The 20,588-nt window shown below is 38.7% G+C and carries 23 protein-coding genes; 6 read left to right on the forward strand and 17 right to left on the reverse strand.

Annotated features, from left to right (window positions below):
- Positions 1-49: 49 nt before the first annotated feature.
- Complete coding sequence (locus tag NXV01_RS17535; protein ID WP_217722874.1) at positions 50-943, forward strand: GyrI-like domain-containing protein; 894 nt, start codon at positions 50-52, stop codon at positions 941-943.
- Positions 944-989: 46 nt separating this feature from the next.
- Here NXV01_RS17535 and NXV01_RS17540 read toward each other — a convergent pair whose 3' ends face one another.
- From NXV01_RS17540 to NXV01_RS17580, 9 genes are all read right to left on the reverse strand, one after another.
- Complete coding sequence (locus NXV01_RS17540) at positions 990-1,727, reverse strand: hypothetical protein (RefSeq protein WP_217722875.1); 738 nt, start codon at positions 1,725-1,727, stop codon at positions 990-992.
- 84 nt (positions 1,728-1,811) lie between these two features.
- Positions 1,812-2,282 carry a 5' nucleotidase, NT5C type gene (locus NXV01_RS17545; RefSeq protein WP_195359008.1) on the reverse strand — a complete coding sequence of 157 codons (471 nt, stop codon included), beginning with the start codon at positions 2,280-2,282 and terminating at the stop codon, positions 1,812-1,814.
- Positions 2,239-2,670: a hypothetical protein gene (locus NXV01_RS17550; protein ID WP_217722876.1), complete on the reverse strand. Its 432-nt coding sequence runs from the start codon at positions 2,668-2,670 to the stop codon at positions 2,239-2,241. The genes NXV01_RS17545 and NXV01_RS17550 overlap by 44 nt, the downstream gene beginning before the upstream one ends.
- Positions 2,667-2,807, reverse strand: coding sequence for a hypothetical protein (locus NXV01_RS17555; protein ID WP_217722877.1), 141 nt, complete (start codon positions 2,805-2,807; stop codon positions 2,667-2,669). Before NXV01_RS17555 ends, NXV01_RS17550 begins: the two co-directional genes overlap by 4 nt.
- A gap of 13 nt (positions 2,808-2,820) precedes the next feature.
- On the reverse strand, positions 2,821-3,717 hold the full coding sequence (locus NXV01_RS17560; protein WP_195650281.1) for an agmatine deiminase family protein: 897 nt from the start codon (positions 3,715-3,717) through the stop codon (positions 2,821-2,823).
- Between the two features lie 242 nt (positions 3,718-3,959).
- The gene (gene xylE, locus NXV01_RS17565; RefSeq protein ID WP_148366634.1) at positions 3,960-5,414 is read right to left on the reverse strand and encodes a D-xylose transporter XylE; all 1,455 of its coding nucleotides are present in this window, start codon (positions 5,412-5,414) and stop codon (positions 3,960-3,962) included.
- A 136-nt stretch (positions 5,415-5,550) separates the two neighbouring features.
- Positions 5,551-6,867 (reverse strand): xylose isomerase, encoded by a 1,317-nt coding sequence (xylA, locus tag NXV01_RS17570; RefSeq protein WP_259022956.1) that lies wholly within the window; start codon positions 6,865-6,867, stop codon positions 5,551-5,553.
- 40 nt (positions 6,868-6,907) lie between these two features.
- Positions 6,908-8,431 (reverse strand): xylulokinase, encoded by a 1,524-nt coding sequence (locus NXV01_RS17575; RefSeq protein ID WP_148366632.1) that lies wholly within the window; start codon positions 8,429-8,431, stop codon positions 6,908-6,910.
- Positions 8,432-8,550: 119 nt separating this feature from the next.
- Positions 8,551-9,282, reverse strand: a complete 732-nt coding sequence (locus tag NXV01_RS17580; RefSeq protein WP_117513002.1) for an NrtR DNA-binding winged helix domain-containing protein — start codon at positions 9,280-9,282, stop codon at positions 8,551-8,553.
- Positions 9,283-9,623: 341 nt separating this feature from the next.
- On the opposite strand from NXV01_RS17580, the gene thiD reads away from it, so the two are divergent.
- From thiD to sucD, 4 genes are all read left to right on the forward strand, one after another.
- Complete coding sequence (gene thiD, locus NXV01_RS17585; RefSeq protein ID WP_004295872.1) at positions 9,624-10,460, forward strand: bifunctional hydroxymethylpyrimidine kinase/phosphomethylpyrimidine kinase; 837 nt, start codon at positions 9,624-9,626, stop codon at positions 10,458-10,460.
- A gap of 50 nt (positions 10,461-10,510) precedes the next feature.
- Complete coding sequence (gene fabD / locus NXV01_RS17590) at positions 10,511-11,398, forward strand: ACP S-malonyltransferase (protein ID WP_148366631.1); 888 nt, start codon at positions 10,511-10,513, stop codon at positions 11,396-11,398.
- A 199-nt stretch (positions 11,399-11,597) separates the two neighbouring features.
- On the forward strand, positions 11,598-12,728 hold the full coding sequence (gene sucC / locus NXV01_RS17595) for an ADP-forming succinate--CoA ligase subunit beta (protein ID WP_259022957.1): 1,131 nt from the start codon (positions 11,598-11,600) through the stop codon (positions 12,726-12,728).
- A 33-nt stretch (positions 12,729-12,761) separates the two neighbouring features.
- Positions 12,762-13,622, forward strand: coding sequence for a succinate--CoA ligase subunit alpha (gene sucD, locus NXV01_RS17600; protein WP_259022958.1), 861 nt, complete (start codon positions 12,762-12,764; stop codon positions 13,620-13,622).
- A gap of 110 nt (positions 13,623-13,732) precedes the next feature.
- Here sucD and NXV01_RS17605 read toward each other — a convergent pair whose 3' ends face one another.
- From NXV01_RS17605 to NXV01_RS17615, 3 genes are all read right to left on the reverse strand, one after another.
- Positions 13,733-14,494 (reverse strand): DUF4396 domain-containing protein, encoded by a 762-nt coding sequence (locus tag NXV01_RS17605; RefSeq protein WP_148366628.1) that lies wholly within the window; start codon positions 14,492-14,494, stop codon positions 13,733-13,735.
- 155 nt (positions 14,495-14,649) lie between these two features.
- A complete protein-coding gene (locus NXV01_RS17610) occupies positions 14,650-15,585 on the reverse strand; it encodes a transposase (RefSeq protein WP_259021648.1) in 936 nt (311 codons plus the stop codon).
- Positions 15,586-15,625: 40 nt separating this feature from the next.
- Positions 15,626-15,997, reverse strand: a complete 372-nt coding sequence (locus NXV01_RS17615; RefSeq protein WP_259022112.1) for a transposase — start codon at positions 15,995-15,997, stop codon at positions 15,626-15,628.
- Between the two features lie 68 nt (positions 15,998-16,065).
- On the opposite strand from NXV01_RS17615, the gene NXV01_RS17620 reads away from it, so the two are divergent.
- The gene (locus NXV01_RS17620; RefSeq protein WP_004303314.1) at positions 16,066-16,239 is read left to right on the forward strand and encodes a hypothetical protein; all 174 of its coding nucleotides are present in this window, start codon (positions 16,066-16,068) and stop codon (positions 16,237-16,239) included.
- A gap of 62 nt (positions 16,240-16,301) precedes the next feature.
- Here NXV01_RS17620 and NXV01_RS17625 read toward each other — a convergent pair whose 3' ends face one another.
- The 5 genes from NXV01_RS17625 to NXV01_RS17645 form a co-directional block, all read right to left on the reverse strand.
- On the reverse strand, positions 16,302-16,547 hold the full coding sequence (locus NXV01_RS17625) for an RNA-binding protein (protein WP_004295865.1): 246 nt from the start codon (positions 16,545-16,547) through the stop codon (positions 16,302-16,304).
- 275 nt (positions 16,548-16,822) lie between these two features.
- The gene (locus tag NXV01_RS17630; RefSeq protein ID WP_008777003.1) at positions 16,823-17,545 is read right to left on the reverse strand and encodes a LytTR family DNA-binding domain-containing protein; all 723 of its coding nucleotides are present in this window, start codon (positions 17,543-17,545) and stop codon (positions 16,823-16,825) included.
- Positions 17,542-18,603, reverse strand: a complete 1,062-nt coding sequence (locus NXV01_RS17635; RefSeq protein ID WP_234133472.1) for a sensor histidine kinase — start codon at positions 18,601-18,603, stop codon at positions 17,542-17,544. Before NXV01_RS17635 ends, NXV01_RS17630 begins: the two co-directional genes overlap by 4 nt.
- Positions 18,600-19,400, reverse strand: a complete 801-nt coding sequence (locus tag NXV01_RS17640; RefSeq protein WP_258980718.1) for a sensor histidine kinase — start codon at positions 19,398-19,400, stop codon at positions 18,600-18,602. Before NXV01_RS17640 ends, NXV01_RS17635 begins: the two co-directional genes overlap by 4 nt.
- A gap of 257 nt (positions 19,401-19,657) precedes the next feature.
- Positions 19,658-20,554 carry a DUF6268 family outer membrane beta-barrel protein gene (locus NXV01_RS17645; RefSeq protein ID WP_148366626.1) on the reverse strand — a complete coding sequence of 299 codons (897 nt, stop codon included), beginning with the start codon at positions 20,552-20,554 and terminating at the stop codon, positions 19,658-19,660.
- Between the last annotated feature and the right edge of the window lie 34 nt (positions 20,555-20,588).

Consider the following 20,588-nt stretch of genomic DNA (forward strand, 5'->3'; position numbering starts at 1 on the left):
CGAATATCAATCATAAATAAAAGAGTACCCCAAAAGGTAAAGAAAAGATATGAATTCCAACAAACTCTCCTATCAAGGACAAATCGAGACAATTCTTCATTATCTAAATTCCATGATACAAAAGAATTGGACAGGCAAAACTGCCGATGAGTTCAATCGCTTGATATCTATACCTGAATTAGCTAAAATGGCATGCATGTCTGTTCGTAATCTTCAGCTGATGTTTAAAGCTTACACTAGCGAAACATTACATCAATATATCATTCGTACACGCATGGAATATGCCCAGCAATTACTCAAAGATAATAAAAAAAGTATAGCTGAAATATATGAATATATTGGATTTGCTAACCAGTCAGCTTTAAATAATACACTTCAAAAAAAATACAATCTCACTCCTCGAGAACTACAAAAAAAATTATTGGAAACAAGTCATACTTATCCTTCATATATTTCTCCTTACCGCATAGTGAAATCAGAAACAATACCTGTTTTATTTTTATCTTATATTGGCAATTATGACACTTGTAGCACAGTTGCTTTTGAGACATACACTTGGGATTGCCTATATGAATATGCACAAGAAAACTCTTTATTACCTGATAAGGAAGATTATTGGGGGATAGCTTATGATGACACGGACATTACCTCATTAGAAAAATGCCGTTTTTACGCTTGTATAGCTATTCAAAAAGGAATAGGATCCAATCCCCCTCTTACTAGTCCAATAAAACACATGGATTTACCTCAAGGTACATACGCAGTTTATGTCCATCAAGGAGATTATGCATTGTTAGATGCCTTTTATGAGACAATATTGAAACAATTACCGCAATTTTATAGCTTAGGAGAAACTCCAATCCTGGAACATTACTTGAACTCTCCCACCGACACAGATGTGAAAGAGCTTCTTACTGAAGTTTGGATTCCAATCGTTAAATAATTTTGTATAAGGGCGATATTTCACCCTTATACAAAATTAGTAGCTATCATACCTGATATACACTTTCTATCAAAGACTTAGGACAATATCCGAGGATGTCAATAGAAATTTTCTCGGCTTCTTCTTTTGAGATGTTATCATTAACGATATAGTTCCTAAATACATTTTCCTTTTCTTTATATGCATAAGATGAAAGCAGCGGCCCTACGATCGTTCGTAATTGCAAGTTTTTAAAATCGTCACTTTGCTTGTCACTTAGACCAACACGTGTAGAATGCAAGATGGTTGATCTATTTTCTCTATCACGGCAATCTTCAACAGCTTCTTTTAAAACAGATTCTTTTTCCAAAGTATCATAATCTACATTCTTATCCTCAACAATAAATTTTAAAACGTTATTCGGTCCAAATTTAATTGTGCCATCATCAAACTTAGCGCTTCTAATTAGAATACCATAATATGCATTAGCATTATCAGATAAACAAATATCAATGCCTCCTCTTGTTCCACCTTTAAATTTTGAATTCTTTGTTATACCTGTGCGATGAACATAAAATCTTCCATAATTATTTTTTTGCAGTTCATTTCCATGCACAAACTCATCATTAAATTTTGCATCTTTAAAATAAGCTTCTACTTCAATAGGGTAAATCCGTAGCCCATTACTTAGTTCAAACATATAGTTTGTGACTATTAACTTATTAATTACTTGAAGCTGTTTCTCTATCTCGTTAAAATCACTGCATTGCATTAAAACTGCAATTTCCTTTTTCAAAGTATCCATAATTATTATCATATTAATATTTCTTTGAGTAAAGATAATCTTTTTAGTAAAGAGTTGTACCGAATATATCAACTTTTTTACTTCTCACTTAGATGATATCAAATAGTCAACAACAGAGTCCCAATTCGGATACTGTTCCGAGCCAAATAAGATTAATTCACCACTAAAATTTTCAGCACCATTTTTGAGGCGATCATCTATCAAAAAGTCTCCTTTGTTCAAATTTTTATGATGACTAAGAATTAATCGTTTATAACCATCAGTACCTAACCATTTTCTCACCCATATTAGTTTATCTGACCAGGCAGAAGGATTATTCCAAGGTGCCGTGGAAAGAATATATACATCATAAAAACGTGCTAAATGATGGTAGGCATTAATTGCTCCTTCATACGGACCCATTCTTGCAAAAATATCAGGTACCTCATCATATCGTCCTTCATATTCTCTCTTTTCGTATTCACTCAACTTGTTAATACCTGATTGAAAATCAACTAGAACATTATCCATATCAATATAAAGGATAGGTTTGGAAGTCGATAATGTTGATATCATAATATTTAAAATTTTGGATTAAATGATTTTTTTGCAATAATAGCCATTCTTTTGAACAGATAAAAAAAGCAGGTTCTTTAGTATATTGGTAATTAGAATACCATTCACCTCGCAAACTAAATAAATAGCGCCTAATAGACAACCAATTCGGAAATCGTTTTGTACCAAAAACAATTAGATTAACCTCATATATTCCAATGCATTCATTATTTTCTTTCTGCAATAAGCGTCCATTCCATTCCCAATAGCCTGATGATAAATCTCTAAAATCGAAGCAGCTAGAATTTAATAAATCTCGAATTCTATTTTCTCTTGTTTCCAAAGCCTTCACTAAAAGAGATCCCTCTATATATATCACAAAGCTAGGATAAGGATTAATCATACTCATTTCTTTACTTGATTTTGCTTTCTTAATTCTTCAATGATCTTTTTTTGATTACTCGTAATTTTACTGCTACCATTTATCCATCGGTTAAGCTTTACACCAATCCAAAATAATATTACAAACCCAATAATTAATTCCATATTTTTCTACTTTTTAAATTATATTTGAAAATAAACTAGATACATAATTACTCATAGTCCAAGACAAACAATTCAACGCACCTCCCCATCTCTCTACAATCGGAGCTATATTAACTTGGTAAATTCGTCCCTCATAGAAAGGATATAACTTTTTTATCTGTTCTAAAGCCTCTCCATCTGTAGGTAATCCAAGTCCGGGGACAATGATTATATCACGTGTCTGAAGCATATTTATGTATGCCCAACTATTCTCATAATACTTACTAAGTTTTAAATCCACAACTACAAAAATGTCATTCAATCTACGTCTCATCTCCCGTTCTATCTTTTGAGGATATACTTTCAAGTTGACCAAAATCTTACCATCGCCAATATTGTGAACAATCCCATCTGTATGACCACAGATATCGTATCTATCCCATGGTAGAAATATAATATCTGCTCCATGAAAGTTTGCCTTTAATATTGCCAGTACTTCTCCCTGATCGATCTGCGAATTTTCTTGGAACACTTTTTCTGTCATGATAATAATTGGTTTCCGCTTTCTTATACATGATCCCATCCACTTAGAATTTCCCTCACACACAACAACATTCCCTCCATCAACTATAAGTGGCGATTGAATAATATCCATCTTGCTACTCATGGTTTTAAGTACGGGAACAATATTAGTTTTATACTGTGGTTTATCCGTCAAATAATCAGGTTCATAGCGGAATTGAATATAAGTATTAGCTCCCCACTGTATTGGCATATAATCTCGGCACCAATAATCTTTAGTGTGCATCAAAGTCCTATGTGCTATATGATGGCGAGAAAGAATATTAGATAATTCTTCATAAACTTTAGGGTAGTGACGTACAAAAAGGTTCGAGAAATAAACGGTATCTTTATATTGCTCTGTTATCATACTTCAATTTTTATAACGCAAAGATAAGCGTATCATTGGAGAACATATTTACTCAAAAATGCAAAAACATTAATTGTAACACCAACGATAAAACAATTAATGCAAAATAAAAGATTGATTTACTGTATGATATGTATATAAACAATTATGACACCATACCATTGGTACGATGTCATAATCTCAACAGAATCATGTCAGGAGGCCGAAGTCATAATGACATGATGAAATTACACTAACCTAATTTATTTGTCTTTCTTCCAAAGTTTGCTCATATCTTCCAGTGTCTTGCCCTTCGTTTCAGGTACCCAACGCCAAACGAAGATGGCAGCAGCTACGCAGATAATGCCATATAAACTATACGCAAACATCGGGCTGAAATCGTACAATGCCGGGAAAGTAGAAGATACGATATAGTTGAATATCCATTGGAAAGCTACGGCGATTGCCACTGCTTTACCACGGATGGTATTTGGGAAGATTTCCGAGATCAACACCCAGCAAATCGGTCCCCAGGACATCATGAAAAATGCAGCATACACAATCACTGAAAGTACCGGAAGGATACCCTTTATTGCCATGCTGTCACACATTGCTACTGCAAATGCACCAACAGCCATACCAATAGAACCGATTATCAATAGTGGTTTACGTCCGAAACGGTCTACAGTGAAGATAGCAACCAGTGTAAAGATAATGTTTACAATACCCATAATCACAGTTTGCATCATGCCACCTCCTTCTGCACCTGCATTTTCAAAAATACGAGGAGCATAATATAGTACCGCATTAATACCGATAGCTTGCTGGAATACAGAAAGCAAAATACCGATCACAATTACTGCCACTCCATAAGTAAAGATTTTCTCCGTCTTCTCATGAGCAGTAGCTTTAATATCATTAAGGATTTCCTGTGCTTTTGTCTTACCATTGATCTTTTCCAGAATTGAGTAAGCCTTTTCGTCCTGCTGTATCAATACAAGATAACGTGGGGTCTTCGGAACAAAGAACAACAACAGGCCAAAGAAAGCGGCAGGGAAAGCTTCCGAACCAAACATGTAACGCCATCCTTCATACACAGTCCACATATCAGATTCAGAACTAACAGACAGTACACCGGCCGCATCTTTCAAAATAACAGGATTCTGATGACCGCCCATAATCAGGAAATTCACGAAGTACACTACCAACATACCAAAGATGATAGCAAACTGGTTACATGATACAAGCGTTCCACGAATATTGGAAGGGGCTATTTCAGCAATATACATCGGACAGACGGCAGAAGCCAGTCCTACTCCGATACCACCCAAAACACGATACAGATTAAAAGCAATCAGCAAATCCATGTTCGGCTTTCCATATTCGAAAAATAAGAATTCCGGATAATAGGAACCTAATGCTGAAAGGAAAAAGAGTACGGCAGCAAGCCTTAAGGAATTACGACGTCCCAAACGGGAAGCAAATATACCGGAGATCGCACCACCCAGTACACAGCCAATTAATGCACTGGAAGAAGTGATTCCATGCATTACTTTATTATATTGAAAATCAGAGGCCGAAAGGAAAAATGCCTCCAAACCTTTCTCTGCGCCCGAAATAACGGCTGTATCGTATCCGAAAAGCAGTCCTCCCAAAATGGCGACAGAGGTGATCGAATATAGGTAGAGTTTACTACCCTCGTTCGTTGTATTAATCATGGTTATAAGTAGATAAAGTAGTGTTGTAGTAGTTGGAAATCTCACCACAGAGTGACACAGAGTTTCACAGAGAAATACAATATTAAATGAAAATGAACTCTGCGAGACCCTGTGCTACTCTGTGGTGAATTAATTATTAGCAATACATATTCAGAATTGCTTCATAAAGTTCTTGTTTACCGCTAGTCTGCTTCGGTTCACCGTTTGCTTTAGCATAAGTAACTACGTCTTCCAAAGTCAACTTGCCATCTTCAAATTCCTTACCTTTACCAGCATCGAATGAAGCGTAACGGTCAGACAACATTTTCTTATATGGAGATTCGTTCAACAGAGCAGCTGCACTTTCCAATGCACGAGCCATAGCATCCATACCTGCGATATGAGCGATGAAGATATCTTCCAGGTCAGTAGAGTTACGACGAGTTTTAGCGTCGAAGTTTGTTCCACCGTTACCCAAGCCACCATTACGGATAATTTGCATCATAGCTTGTGTCAGTTCGTAGTTATCAATCGGGAACTGGTCTGTATCCCAACCATTCTGATAATCACCACGGTTAGCATCGATAGAGCCCAACATACCGTTGTCTACTGCTACTGCCAATTCGTGTTCGAAAGTATGGCCAGCCAAGGTTGCATGGTTTACTTCAATATTCACTTTGAAATCTTTATCCAAGCCATGAGCTTTCAGGAAGCCGATTACAGTTTCTGTATCTACATCATACTGGTGTTTAGTTGGTTCCATCGGTTTCGGTTCGATCAGGAAAGTACCTTTGAAGCCACGAGCACGAGCATAATCACGAGCCATAGTCAGCATTTTTGCCAAGTGTTCTTTTTCACGTTTCTGATCTGTATTCAGAAGAGACATATAGCCTTCACGGCCACCCCAGAATACATAGTTCTGGCCACCCAGTTCGATCGTTGCGTCGATTGCATTCTTGATCTGAACAGCAGCACGAGCTACTACGTCAAAATCAGGATTAGTAGCAGCACCGTTCATATAACGTGCATGACCAAATACGTTGGCAGTACCCCACAACAGTTTGATGCCTGTTTCAGCTTGTTTCTGTTTTGCATAAGCTACGATTTCTTTCAGATTAGCTTCGTATTCTTCGATGCTTGCACCTTCAGAAACCAAGTCTACATCGTGGAAACAGTAGTACTCGATACCCATTTTCTGCATGAATTCGAAACCTGCATCCATTTTATCTTTTGCAGCTTGTATAGCGTCAGCATTACTATTCCAAGGGAATTGTTTTGTTCCGCCACCGAATTGGTCACCGCCTTCAGCACACAAAGTATGCCACCATGCCATAGAAAATCTCAACCAATCTTTCATCTTCTTACCGTTGATTACCTTTTCAGCATCGTAGTAACGGAATGCCATCGGATTCTTACTATCTTTACCTTCGAACTTAATCTTTTCAATTCCCGGGAAAAATTCTTTTGTTGCCATAATTCTTTTATTTTTAAATGGTTATTATTTAGATTGTTAATTATTTATCTGAAGAAAGAGCCGGAGCCGGTATGTTACCAGTCATCGACTTTTCAAGGCGGTATTTCCATTTTGCATAGGCATCAGCATATTCCTGACGTTTCGCCACATTAGGCTCGATCACATCCAGTTTGTCAAGCGTAGCAAATGCTTCATTGTTATCTTTATAGATGCCTGCACCGATACCTGCACCTTTCGCGGCTCCTACTGAACCGTCTGTATCATAAAGCTCGATAGTGGCTCCTGTAACTCCCGCCAACGTATCGCGGAAGATAGAACTCAAGAACATATTAGCGTGTCCGGCATGGATCATCTTTACGGGAATTCCCATCTGCTCCATGATATCAATGCCATATTTAAAAGAGAATACGATACCTTCTTGAGCGGCACGAATTATGTGGTGTTTGCCATGTGCATTGAAGTCCAGTCCACGGATGCTGCAACCGATTTCTTTATTGTTCAACATACGTTCAGCACCGTTACCAAAGGGCAGAATACTGATTCCCGCACTACCGATAGGAGCTTTGGAAGCCAACACATTCATTTCATTATAAGATATTCCTTCGGGAGCAATGTTGCGTTTTACCCATGAATTAAGAATACCTGTTCCGTTGATGCAAAGCAATACTCCCAGACGTGTCTGGTCTATTGTATGATTGACATGGGCAAAGGTATTGACACGTGACTGCGGATCATAGTTCACTTCACCGTTCACACCATAAACCACTCCTGATGTTCCCGCCGTAGAAGCAATTTCGCCCGGGTTGAACACGTTCAGAGAGAGAGCATTGTTAGGCTGGTCACCTGCACGATAAGTAATAGGTGTTCCTTCTTTCAATCCAAGTTCTTTGGCAGTCATTGCACTGACGCGTCCTTGTTCTGCGAAAGTCGGTTTAATATCTGCAATCAAAGAAGAGTCGAATCCGTAATAATCCATCAGGAAGTCAGCCACCCGGTTGTTCTTAAAATCCCAGAACATACCTTCCGAAAGTCCGGAAACGGTTGTGCAAATCTCTCCACTCAACTTCATGGCAATATAATCACCCGGAAGCATTATCTTGTAAATCTGCTCATAGATGGCAGGTTCGTTTTCTTTAATCCATGCCAACTTGGAAGCTGTAAAGTTTCCCGGCGAGTTCAACAAATGAGAAAGACATCTCTCCTCTCCGATTGTTTCAAATGCTTTCTGACCGTATGGCACAGCACGGGAGTCACACCAGATAATAGCAGGACGCAATACACGCTGACTCTTATCGACACATACCAATCCGTGCATCTGATAAGAGATACCGATGGCTTTTATTTCAGCAGCACTCACTCCGGATTCGGTCATAATAGCCTGTGTAGCCAACTTTAAGTTTTCCCACCAACTTTCCGGATCTTGTTCCGCCCATCCGGGATTCACAGCAATAATATTCGCTTCTGTTTTCGGAAAAAATGCCGATGATACACATTTGCCTGTTTCAGCATTCACCAAACTCGCTTTTACAGACGAGCTACCTATGTCATAACCTAATAGAAACATAATTTTATTTACGATTAAACGATTTACTATTTACGATTTAACGCTCAATGTCCGACAATTAATGCTATAACATTCAACGCCTAATACTTAATACCTAATACTTAATACTTGAATAAGGTCTACCTTCTCACCTTATTATATATCTTCTTATCAAATTTATAATAACGGGCAGCACGGTGAGCCACTCCTTGTTGTTTTTCTTCCAGAGGAACTACATATTCCATCATGGCTATTTTCTTATGGAAGTTGCGTACATCCACAGCTTTGTCGTATACTAATTCAAAAAGGGTTCTTAATTGTGCAGCTGTAAATTTGCGCGGAAGCAGTTCGAACAACATGGAAGGATTAAATTCTACAAACTGACGAATATAAGTCATAGCTTCCTTAATAATCAGATTATGGTCGAAAGCCAATGTTTTCACATCTTTCAAAGCAATCCAGCAAGCCTGATGATCGTCCAGATTCTTATCCAGTGTGCGGTCAATCTTCACCATCGACAGATACGCAATGGTTACGATGCGTTCCACTCTTGACTGCATAGCTCTTTCCAGCCAACGTACATCTTTCGGATTACTTGTCCTGTTTTTAGAACCGAATGCTTTAAACTGCATCAGATTCACATTTTTAAGTCCTGTCAGTTCATACAAAACTCGTTGCGCTGCTTCATCCAGGTCTTCATCCATATATATAAGACTTCCGGGAAGTTTCATATCGTGATATACTTCTCCATTATCTTCACCTGCACGTTTTACAAGTAACACTTTCAGTTGTTCTCCGTCAAAACCAATCACTACACAGTCCACTGATATATGATTGTTTGCTAAAGGTGTATTTTTCTGTAAATTTTGCATATCCATTTCTTTAATACAGTGCAAATATAGAGGCTAAAACTCATCAAAACAAAAATAAGAACCATGCTATAAAACATTGTTTTTCATATAAATACATATCATACATTCTACAATATGAATAGTTAGTGTTATCTTACGAATTACAATATGTATTTTAGTATTTCCGCGAGTGAGTAATTGTACAAAGTACAAAAACTAGATGGACGCTTTATTATCAGTACTTTTCATATCATTTTCATCAGATACCGGCAAAGGTACTTATTGTATTTTAAACGATATGTCATTTTGTACCTTATCGTTTTTTATTCTATCTTTGTCGGGTAAATATTAAAAAAACTAAAATGGAACGTCATCCAGTCATTTTATCCATTGCCGGCTCCGATTGTTCGGGAGGCGCAGGTATTCAGGCAGACATAAAAACAATCTCCGCTTTAGGTGGCTATGCGGCATCGGCTATTACTGCCATCACCATACAAAATACACTGGGAGTACGTGCCGTACAGTCTATCGCCCCTGATATTGTTCGTGGACAAATAGAAGCAGTGATGGACGACCTGCAACCGGTTGCCATCAAAATAGGAATGGTAAATGATATTCAGATTGTTCGTGTGATTTCCGACTGTTTACAAAAATATTCACCTGCATACGTCGTCTACGATCCGGTAATGGTGTCTACCAGCGGAAAGAAACTCATGACAGATGAAGCTATAGAAGAAATAAAAAAAGAACTTTTGCCGCTTGTGACATTAATCACTCCCAACATCGACGAAGCGAAGGTGCTTACAGGCAAAAGTATTCACAACATTCAGGACATGCAGGCGGCTGCCAAAATGCTGACGGACGATTATCATACTAGCATCTTGTTAAAAGGCGGACATCTGGAGGGAGACAATATGTGCGACCTTTTGCACACGTCCGAATCTATCTACCATATATATGAGGAGAAAAAGATAGAAAGCCATAACCTGCATGGAACGGGGTGTACCCTCTCCTCTGCCATTGCTACTTACCTGGCCAAAGGATACCCCATGAGAGAATCCATCCAGCACGCTAAAACGTATATCACGCAAGCTATTATCGCAGGAAAAGAATTGAATGTCGGACACGGCAACGGCCCTTTATGGCATTTTCCGGACTCCGTTGCACAAATGTGTACATTTTGTGCGGTTGTATCATAAAAATACGTAACTTTGCACCCGCAATTAAAAATCAATTAAATAATAAAAATATGAAAGCATTTGTATTTCCCGGTCAAGGCGCTCAATTTGTAGGAATGGGTAAAGACCTGTATGAAAACTCAGCTTTAGCAAAAGAATTGTTTGAAAAAGCAAATGATATCCTCGGATATCGCATTACAGATATCATGTTCGATGGCACAGATGAAGACCTCCGTCAGACAAAGGTTACCCAACCTGCCGTATTCCTTCATTCTGTTATCTCCGCTCTTTGCATGGGCGATGATTTCAAACCGGAAATGACAGCCGGCCACTCACTCGGTGAGTTCTCTGCATTGGTAGCTGCCGGTGCATTGAGTTTTGAAGATGGACTGAAACTTGTTTATGCTCGTGCAATGGCTATGCAGAAAGCTTGTGAAGTTACTCCTTCCACAATGGCTGCCATTATTGCATTGCCTGATGAGAAAGTAGAAGAAATCTGCGCAGCAGTAAATGCAGAAGGTGAAGTTTGCGTACCGGCTAACTACAACTGCCCGGGACAAATCGTTATCTCCGGTTCTGTACCAGGTATCGAAAAAGCTTGCGAACTGATGAAAGCTGCCGGAGCTAAACGTGCCCTTCCGCTGAAAGTAGGTGGTGCTTTCCATTCTCCATTGATGGACCCTGCTAAAGTTGAGTTGGAAGCCGCTATCAAGGCTACGGAAATTCATACTCCTAAATGTCCGGTATATCAGAATGTAGACGCACTTCCTCACACTGATCCTGCAGAAATCAAAAAGAACCTGGTTGCCCAGCTGACTGCTTCCGTACGCTGGACACAGTCTGTTAAGAATATGGTTGCCGACGGTGCTACTGATTTTACAGAATGTGGCCCGGGTGCAGTACTTCAAGGACTGATTAAGAAAATTGACGGTACTGTCAACGCTCACGGTATTGCATAAGCATCCGTAAGAAAGAGTTTATCTTTAAATATATGAAGCGTGTTGGTAACTATTGCCAACACGCTTTTTTATATTAAGCCTATTCATAGCATACGGACTAACATGTTGTATAACACCCCGTTACTTTTCTTTTCCGGCAAACTTTCCGTATCTTGCTATTGTTTTTATTACAGGAATCATTTACTCAAATTTATGAGCCATGAAAATACATGAATATCAAGCGAAAGAGATTTTCTCCAAGTACGGAATACCTGTCGAGAGGCACACTTTATGCCGTACAGCCGCAGGTGTCATAGCCGCTTACCGGAGGATGGGAACAGACAGAGTGGTTATAAAAGCACAGGTATTAACCGGAGGACGGGGAAAAGCCGGAGGAGTGAAACTGGTAAATAATACGGAAGACGCTTATCAGGAAGCTAAGAATATTCTTGGAATGAGTATTAAAGGACTTCCGGTCAATCAAGTACTAGTTAGTGAGGCGATAGATATTGCTGCCGAATATTATGTCAGTTACACCATCGACCGGAATACACGTTCTGTTGTTCTGATGATGAGTGCATCCGGTGGTATGGATATCGAAGAGGTAGCCCGTCAAACACCGGAAAAAATCATCCGATATTCAATCCATCCATTTATTGGTCTTCCCGACTATCTGGCAAGGCGTTTTGCTTTCTCCCTCTTTCCTCAAATGGAGCAGGCGGGTAAAATGGCGGCCATCCTTCAGGAACTTTATAAGATCTTCATGGAAAATGATGCATCATTAGTGGAAGTAAATCCGCTGGCACTAACCAAGAAAGGTACGTTGATGGCTATTGACGCAAAGATTGTTTTTGATGACAATGCGCTCTATCGCCATCCGGAGGTACATGCTTTATTTGATCCGACGGAGGAAGAAAAAATAGAAGCAGACGCTAAAGATAAAGGATTCAGCTATATCCACATGGATGGTAACATCGGCTGTATGGTAAATGGTGCCGGACTCGCTATGGCTACTATGGACATGATTAAGCTTTATGGAGGTCAGCCCGCCAATTTTCTCGACATTGGTGGTAGTTCCAATCCTGTCAAAGTAGTTGAAGCCATGAAACTTTTATTGCAGGATGAAAAAGTGAAAGTGGTCCTGATTAATATTTTCGGAGGAATCACCCGCTGTGATGATGTAGCAATGGGGCTTCTTCAAGCATTCGAGCAGATAAACAGTAATGTACCTGTTATCGTACGGCTTACAGGCACTAATGAGCATATCGGACGGGAACTGTTACGGAATTACAGCCGTTTCCAAATAGCCACAACGATGAAAGAAGCTGCCCTTATGGCTCTGAAAGCATAATAAGTACCCAAATCATTAATAAATAAAGCAATTATGAGCATATTAATAGATAAATCTACCCGCCTGATTGTACAGGGAATTACTGGGAGAGACGGACTTTTCCATGCCAAGAAGATGAAAGAATACGGAACCCATGTTGTTGGAGGAACTTCTCCGGGCAAAGGAGGAACAGATGTAGACGGCATCCCCGTATTCAACACTATGTATGACGCGGTTGAACAAACGAAAGCCAATACTTCTATCATTTTTGTTCCGGCACGTTTTGCGGCAGATGCCATTATGGAGGCAGCAGATGCGGGCATCCGGTTAATCGTCTGCATTGCGGAAGGAATCCCCACGCTGGATGTAATTAAGGCGCACCAGTTTGTCGAACAAAAAGGTGCTATGCTGATCGGCCCCAACTGTCCGGGACTGATCTCTCCGGGAAAAAGTATGGTGGGCATTTTACCGGAACAGGTCTTTTTAGAAGGAAATGTCGGAGTTATCAGCCGTAGCGGAACACTTACTTACGAAATTGTGTATCACTTAACGGCGAATGGCATGGGACAATCCACTGCTATCGGCATCGGAGGTGATCCTGTTGTAGGTCTTCATTTCCGTCAACTGCTGGAGATGTTTCAAAATGATCCGGAAACAGAAGCGATCGTCCTGATTGGAGAGATTGGAGGAAACGCAGAAGAACAAGCGGCTGAATATATCCGCAATAATGTAACCAAACCTGTAGTGGCATTTATTGCGGGGCAATCAGCTCCTCCGGGAAAGCAGATGGGACATGCAGGAGCTATCATTTCGGGAAGTTCCGGTTCGGCAAAAGAGAAGATTGAATCCTTAGAGGCTGCCGGTATTCGGGTGGCACAAGAACCTTCGGATATACCGAAACTATTGAAAAGATAAACTCCCAAAGAGAAAGAAAAAACAAAAATAGTCATATCATAATAGATGCAGATTCACTCCCTCAAATAAGTAATTACATACTTATCGCTTAGAGTAAATCTGCATTTATTTTACATACCTTTCTTTATACCTAATTTTATAAGAAGAGCATTCATAGGATATGCACAGAAGAAGCCGAAAAGCATAGCCAACTGCATCATAAACCAGAATATCCATGTGTCTTTGGGTAACGGTTCATTGATAAACAATACAAAATAGACAATCGCCATCCAGCCATACATTCCTACCTGCCAGGACAAAAGAGAAAAGAAATCCGCTTTGAAAGCACGAGCCAAGGCATTACCTACCGAAATTTTTTCCATCTCCCTAATAGCATAGAATTGGAAATAAACACCAATCATCAAAGCCAGGATAAAGTCAAGTACCCAATTACCAAAGAGCTGACTTCCTGCCACAGTTACAGGAACATAGTTTGTAAACCACTCTCCTATGATATCTGCCAATGTACATCCTGCACCACAATGAAGCGCTGACAAAGCTACCGATTGCCAATAAGGACGTTGCATTCCTTGCATCGACATTTCTCCCGGCATGGCCATATCCATCGCCATATTATCTTTCATACCGGACATATCCATTCCCTTCATATCAGACATATCCATTTTCATCCCATCATCCTCAACTTTCATCGGACCACTCCGTCCAAACTTATTATACGCCCATAAAGCTAAATAACTTCCCCATAATGCAGATAATATCCAGACTGCATTCATTATCTTCATTGATTGCGGACGATGTGTCAGGTCTATGGCAATATGTACTGCAATTCCGATACCTGAACATACTAAGAAAACGGCTATTAAATTGAGCATGACTGTATGTTTTTTAAAGTTTCAGATTACAAAACATCCTTTATTTGTGAATAGTTCACCCCATTACTTTTAATTTTATCCTATCGAACTATTCTACACACGAGTTGTTATGGCTCAGTTGGAAATCTTGGGGGATTACCCATTCTTAATTTCTGCTATGCATATACTTTAGCTAATCTAAAGAGGAAGAATCTCATATCTGCGACTCCTCTGAAGGAGGCTCTGAAAGCTTTTATTTTCGCATTAAAAGCTTCAGCTGCCGCATTGGTACTTCTGTTGACAAAGAAGTTTAATATCCTTTCATAATGATTCTCAATAGAGTTTGCTACGGTTGCAAACGTTTCATAGCCATACTCTTCTATTTTACTATACCATAAAGCTAATTTAGCTCTTGCTACATCTTTATCATAGTTTGTGGAAAATATCTTTCCCAAGTGTAAAGAATAATAATACACCTGCTTGATATCATCAAATTGTTTGAATAATATTTCAGCTCTAATCTTCTGGCTTTTAGTCCATTTATCAGGTGCTTTAAATAGTAAATATCTACTTCTTGCTAGTAACTGCCTAAGCGTGTCTCCATTTTTAAAAGTCTCCGGTTCATAAGCTACTCCTTGTTCCTTTGCAGCTTTTATTGCCTTGTTCTCATCTTTCATTACCTGCCACCGATAAGTAATACGCAACTCCTGTACGGCTTCGTATACGAGTTTCTGGACATGAAATCTATCGATAACCTGCATGGCGCGTGGAAAACAAGTTTTAGCAATCTTCTGCATACTTCCTGCCATATCCAATGTGATTTCTTTGACCTGATTACGTTGTTCTTTAGGAATCTTCATTAAGATAGCTATAATATCTTCGGCCTTTGTTCCTTGGACTACGGCAATGATTGAACCTTTACGGCCTCGTTTATCCCTGTTGAGTAAGATGGTATAAAGTTCACCTTTACTTAGCGCCGTCTCATCGATACATAGATTATAACCTATATTTTTAGGGTAAAGAATATGGTCTTGGGCATGCTCTTTTTGATTCCAACTCTGATAATCACTCAAATGGTCCTTATATTGATTTTGAAGCTGTTTGCCGTCCATGCAGTAATGCTCGGCCAGACTTTGACAGCTAACGGCATGATTATCTAAGTAATTCTTTTAAAAAAGCACCGAACTCAGCTGTGATGCGAGTACCGGTGGCTACTAAATTCCAGTCACGACTATAAGTCTGACCGGTTGAAGGATCTTCCCAACGACGACGTTTGATACGCAAGTAAACGGCTTTGCCGCGAATAGGAAAATCCTGAACTTCTATCTCAGGAAAAAAGCCTTTCGAATGAAGGGATAAATGGGACAGTTCAGAAGAAATAACCGGGGTTTCTTCTAAAAAGAGAATAAAGCAGGTCTCTTGAGAAAGGCTATCAACAACGGTGAAGTACTCAAGGATACCGGAAGGCAGAAATAGGCTTAAAATATCAGCCGGAAGAAGTGGAGTTTTAGAGTTCGTTTTCATAATGCAAAAATAAGCATTTTAACCAAATCCCCCAAGAATTACAACTGATCCATCAAAACAATAGAAATATGAGCAGACGTAGACAGTTAGAGCATGAAGTATCTGTTGCTCAAGAAAGAATAAAGAAAGCTGCAAAAGATACACCGAAGGATATCCTGAAATTATGGGAACAAGAGCTGGTAGACCTGGAATTGGAACTCAATAATATGGTGGATGATGAAGAAGATAACAATGAGGATTAACAGAAGAAAGGCGCGCTAGTTTCCTAGTGCGCCTTTCTCTATTACTGTATATGTATTCAGTATTAATTCTTTGGCAATGCTTCTTTTACTACCATTGAACGACCTACATATTCTGCACCGTTCAATTGTTCGATAGCTTTAGCAGCTTCTGCATCATCCGGCATTTCGATAAACGCAAAACCTTTTGATCTTCTAGTTTCACGATCTGTGATTAACTTTACTGAAGCAACTGTTCCATACTCTTCCATTACATGTCTCAAATCTGATTCCTTAACATTATAGCTAAGATTTCCAATGTACAAATTCATAAAATACAAATATAAAAAATTAATAATTCAATAAGAAAGTTTTAGGAAGATCTTAATTAGAGATGGATATGCTCAAATAAATGAGAAGATTCACGTAAAAAAATCAAATCGTAATAAACCTCTTTATTGTTGTTGGTACAAAGAAAAGCATTATTTGGGGATATTGCACTATATTCTCTCCTTTTTCTTCTTGTAAAACATCTTTTTTATGAAAATAGGCCAATACTTAACGTTCTTATTCTTTTATATCAAGCCATTCCATATAAACTACCGGATTAGTCTTTCTGTAGATTCTTCGCTACAAATTCCTCAAAAAACGTTTTCTTATAGTTTCCACCTCCTATTCCTATCTCATAAGACTTAATAAAAATATCATTGGTATCAAAAGAGTCAATCCGTGAGGTATTGACAATATAGGACTTGTTTATCCGGAGAAACTGTTTAGCGGGCAGTTGCTCATGAATATTTTTCAGATTCATCTTAGTTATCACCCGCTGATCTTCCAATTGGAGAATGGAATAATCCTTTAGTCCTTCAATAAAAAGAATATCACTGAAGTTTATCTTGATATAGCGTCGTTCCGATTTGATGAAAATATATTCTTCCTGTATCTCCTCCACTCTTTCGGCTGTTTCCGACAATAACAGTTTATGATATGCTATTGCCTTATTGACTGCTTTCAGAAAACGGTTCATTTCAATAGGCTTCACCAGATAATCAATGGCACTTACTTCGTAACTATCGAGTGCATATTCCGCATACGCCGTTGTAAAGACAATCAATGTATTCACGGGAATACTTTGCGCAAACTCTATTCCGGTAATTCCCGGCATCTGAATATCAAGGAAAATCAGATCAACCGTATATTCATTTATATAAGCGGACGCTGCGATAGCGTTATTAAAGCTACCCACCAATGTCAGTTGTGGAATCTGTTCCACCAATGACTTCATACCTTTGCGAGCTACCGGCTCGTCATCAACAATAATACAATTCATAAGTTTAGATGTAAGTTGACATTATAAGTTGTTTCTTTATCTTCTATCTGTAACGTGTACCGTGATTCATAAAGTAAATCCAGTCTGCGTTTCACATTGGCCAACCCTATTCCCCCTTCCCGCTTAACAGGAACACGGGGCTTAGAATTCTCGCAACGAAACGTCAACTGTTTATTATGCACAGAAAAATACAGGTGAATATAAGATAAATTGTCGCTATCCAAATTGTGTTTCACTGCATTCTCTACAAAAGGGATAAACAACAACGGAGGAATACAGATATTTTCCATATTTCCCTCTTGAAAAATAGTATATTCAAAATGATCCCTTCTCACCTTCTCCAATTCAAGAAAACTGGTGAGAAACTGTATATCTGCAGTAAGAAAGACTTCTCTTCTTGTACTGTCATTCAACTGGTAACGAAGTAGATTGTCCAGTTTCTCCAATATCTGTGAAGCCTCATCCGGAGCATCCTTTACCAAAATATTGGCATTATTCAGCATATTAAAAAGAAAATGCGGATTGATCTGTTTCTTTAATTGTTGCAATTCTGCCTGCTTAGTTGCCTTCTCCAATTCAAGAATCTTTTTATCGGAGACAACCCAGCGGCGGAATAGTTCAAAGCTCGTACAGCCACCTGCACTTAATAGTAGTACTAATACTCCATAAGCAATACTATCAAAAGAAACAGCATGGTTATCCTGTATACAAAACTCACGAATACCGTATCGTTGATATAATGGAGACAGAAATATAAATCCTAATAATACACTCACTAAATTGACTCCGAGAAACGAAATCCAATAACACCATAACTTGCGCTTGGCCTTATACAGGAAACGGGGCACTAACCAATATATATTCAGATAGATAGGAAACGCAAAAACCAATATACTAACCGGATATGCATATCGGAAACCTTCTCCAGTAAAATCTCCATATACATTCTGAAAGCCCAAAAAGAGTATAATAAATAGCAATAGTAAATTACTGATAAGCCTGAAACGGTCATTTACCAGATTCTTCCCCCAATCGTATACATTCCAGGTATCTTTCATAATTCCAACATTAAACTAATGGTACACAACATTCCATCATTATAGCCACTTTTTAATTGATAACCTCCCGGATATAGCAAGTCCAATCGTTGCCGTAACTTGTCAAAAGCAGGTACTATTTGCAGACTTTCCTTTTTTCGCAGACAGTATGTACAAATGAATCGAAGCTGATTCTCTTCCATTTGAAAATCGATCCTTATATTTTCTCCCTTTCCATTCTCTCCACATACCGTTGTCCGAATCACATATTCTATCACAGGCATAAACAATAAAGGAGGAACTTGTATATATCGCACTTCATTCAGGATGTTGACTTCAAAATTAAACTCCGGATTGCATAATTTCTCCAACTTCATATAATCAGTCATAAAATCGATATCATCTCCCAACAATACCTGTTGCCGTTCACTTTCATAAAGTTGGTATCGAAGCAACCGGCTTAATTTAAAGATAAGCAATGATGCCTTTTCTCCATCTTCCTCCAACAAGGTTCGCACCTTATTCAATATTCTCGAAAAAAACTCCGGTTGAAGTTGATCTTTCAAATGATTTAGATCAGTCTGTATGCTAATATTCTCCAATTCGTTTAATCGTTGTTGATAGGCCACCCAGCGATGCAGAAAAATAGTAAAAGAAAAAGCCAGAAAATAGAGTATCAGCGCCAATGCATTTATCAACAGAAAGAAAGGGAGATCACTGTTTAGTCTTTGCATCTGTTCGGGTATAACATAATATTGCCCTAGAAAACAAATAGCACCAACCATGGCGGTCAGCATAAATCCAACAAGGCAACTCAAATATATGATATACTTTTTATATCTACGCTGAAACAGATAACCGGGAATTAACCAGTAAGTATGCAGATTTATGATTCCCCATAAGATGACAGAAAGTAAAAGACTAACTCCCGTAGAAAGATTTAGCCCTAAACTATCGCTTTCGACAAAAGTGCCTCTGAACACTAAAAAGGAGACTACAAGAAATATCCCTATTTGCTTCAGTAACGTATATAATAGCATCTTAACTGACATCAGGCGATAAAGTTACCATTTTTTTAGAACTTATACTTCATTCCCACCGAAACATACATTGCCGGTTTAAAATAAGGGTCAGTCTCTCTGGACATATCTGCGAAAAAGGCTTTTAAAGTGCGGGTAGTGTAATAAGCTATTCTGCTGCACGATACACCGGCAGTAGCAGTAACAGAAAAAGAGTTCCCGATGCTTAACTCCGGCTGTAAACCTGCAATAATGAATTGCTGGGAAAACATAGTATCTTTCCCCTCCTTCTCCAACAAGGCCAGTGAACCGTTCATTTCCGCCAACAATCTTAGATTCAGAAATTTATTCATTCTCATTCCGACCGACACTTCCATGGCATTCAACATAGATACTTTTATTTGATAGCGTCCTTCAGTAGTCCAATCAAAATAAATAGCCGGAAATACCATCGGATAACCGAATGTGTTATTTACAGCCAATCCGGCTCCAAGAGATAAATTAGGCTTGAACTGCCGGATAAAAATAACTCCCCCCTGTCCCAGAACATTCTTCAGTCTTACATCAGAAGCCGTATAGACTCCTGCGCCAACTGTCATTAACAATAACCATTTCTTGCTGATGGGACGAATATGAATGACGCTCAATTGCAAATTTATAATCTGATCTATATCTATATAAGATTGAAGGTTCTTATTGTTCATAGCTGTATAACTTCCTCCCGCTGAAAGCATCCAAGAAGTAGGCTGGCTCCTTTCATTCATTTTCTGTGAAACCGGAATGTTGACGTTTCCTTCAACAAACCGCATATCGCCTTTACCGTCTGTTTCCTGATTCTCTTCATTCTTATATCGTGAAGAAGAGATATATCCCGTTCTGACCGTCACTTGCGCATACGCATCTTCCGGCAACAATAAAATCAAAACAACCGCACTTAATAAAATACACTTCATCTTTTGTCTACTTTTAGGTTTGAATGCAACAAAA

This window comes from Bacteroides sp. BFG-606 (assembly GCF_024788145.1).
Classification (GTDB): Bacteria; Bacteroidota; Bacteroidia; order Bacteroidales; family Bacteroidaceae; genus Bacteroides; species Bacteroides vicugnae.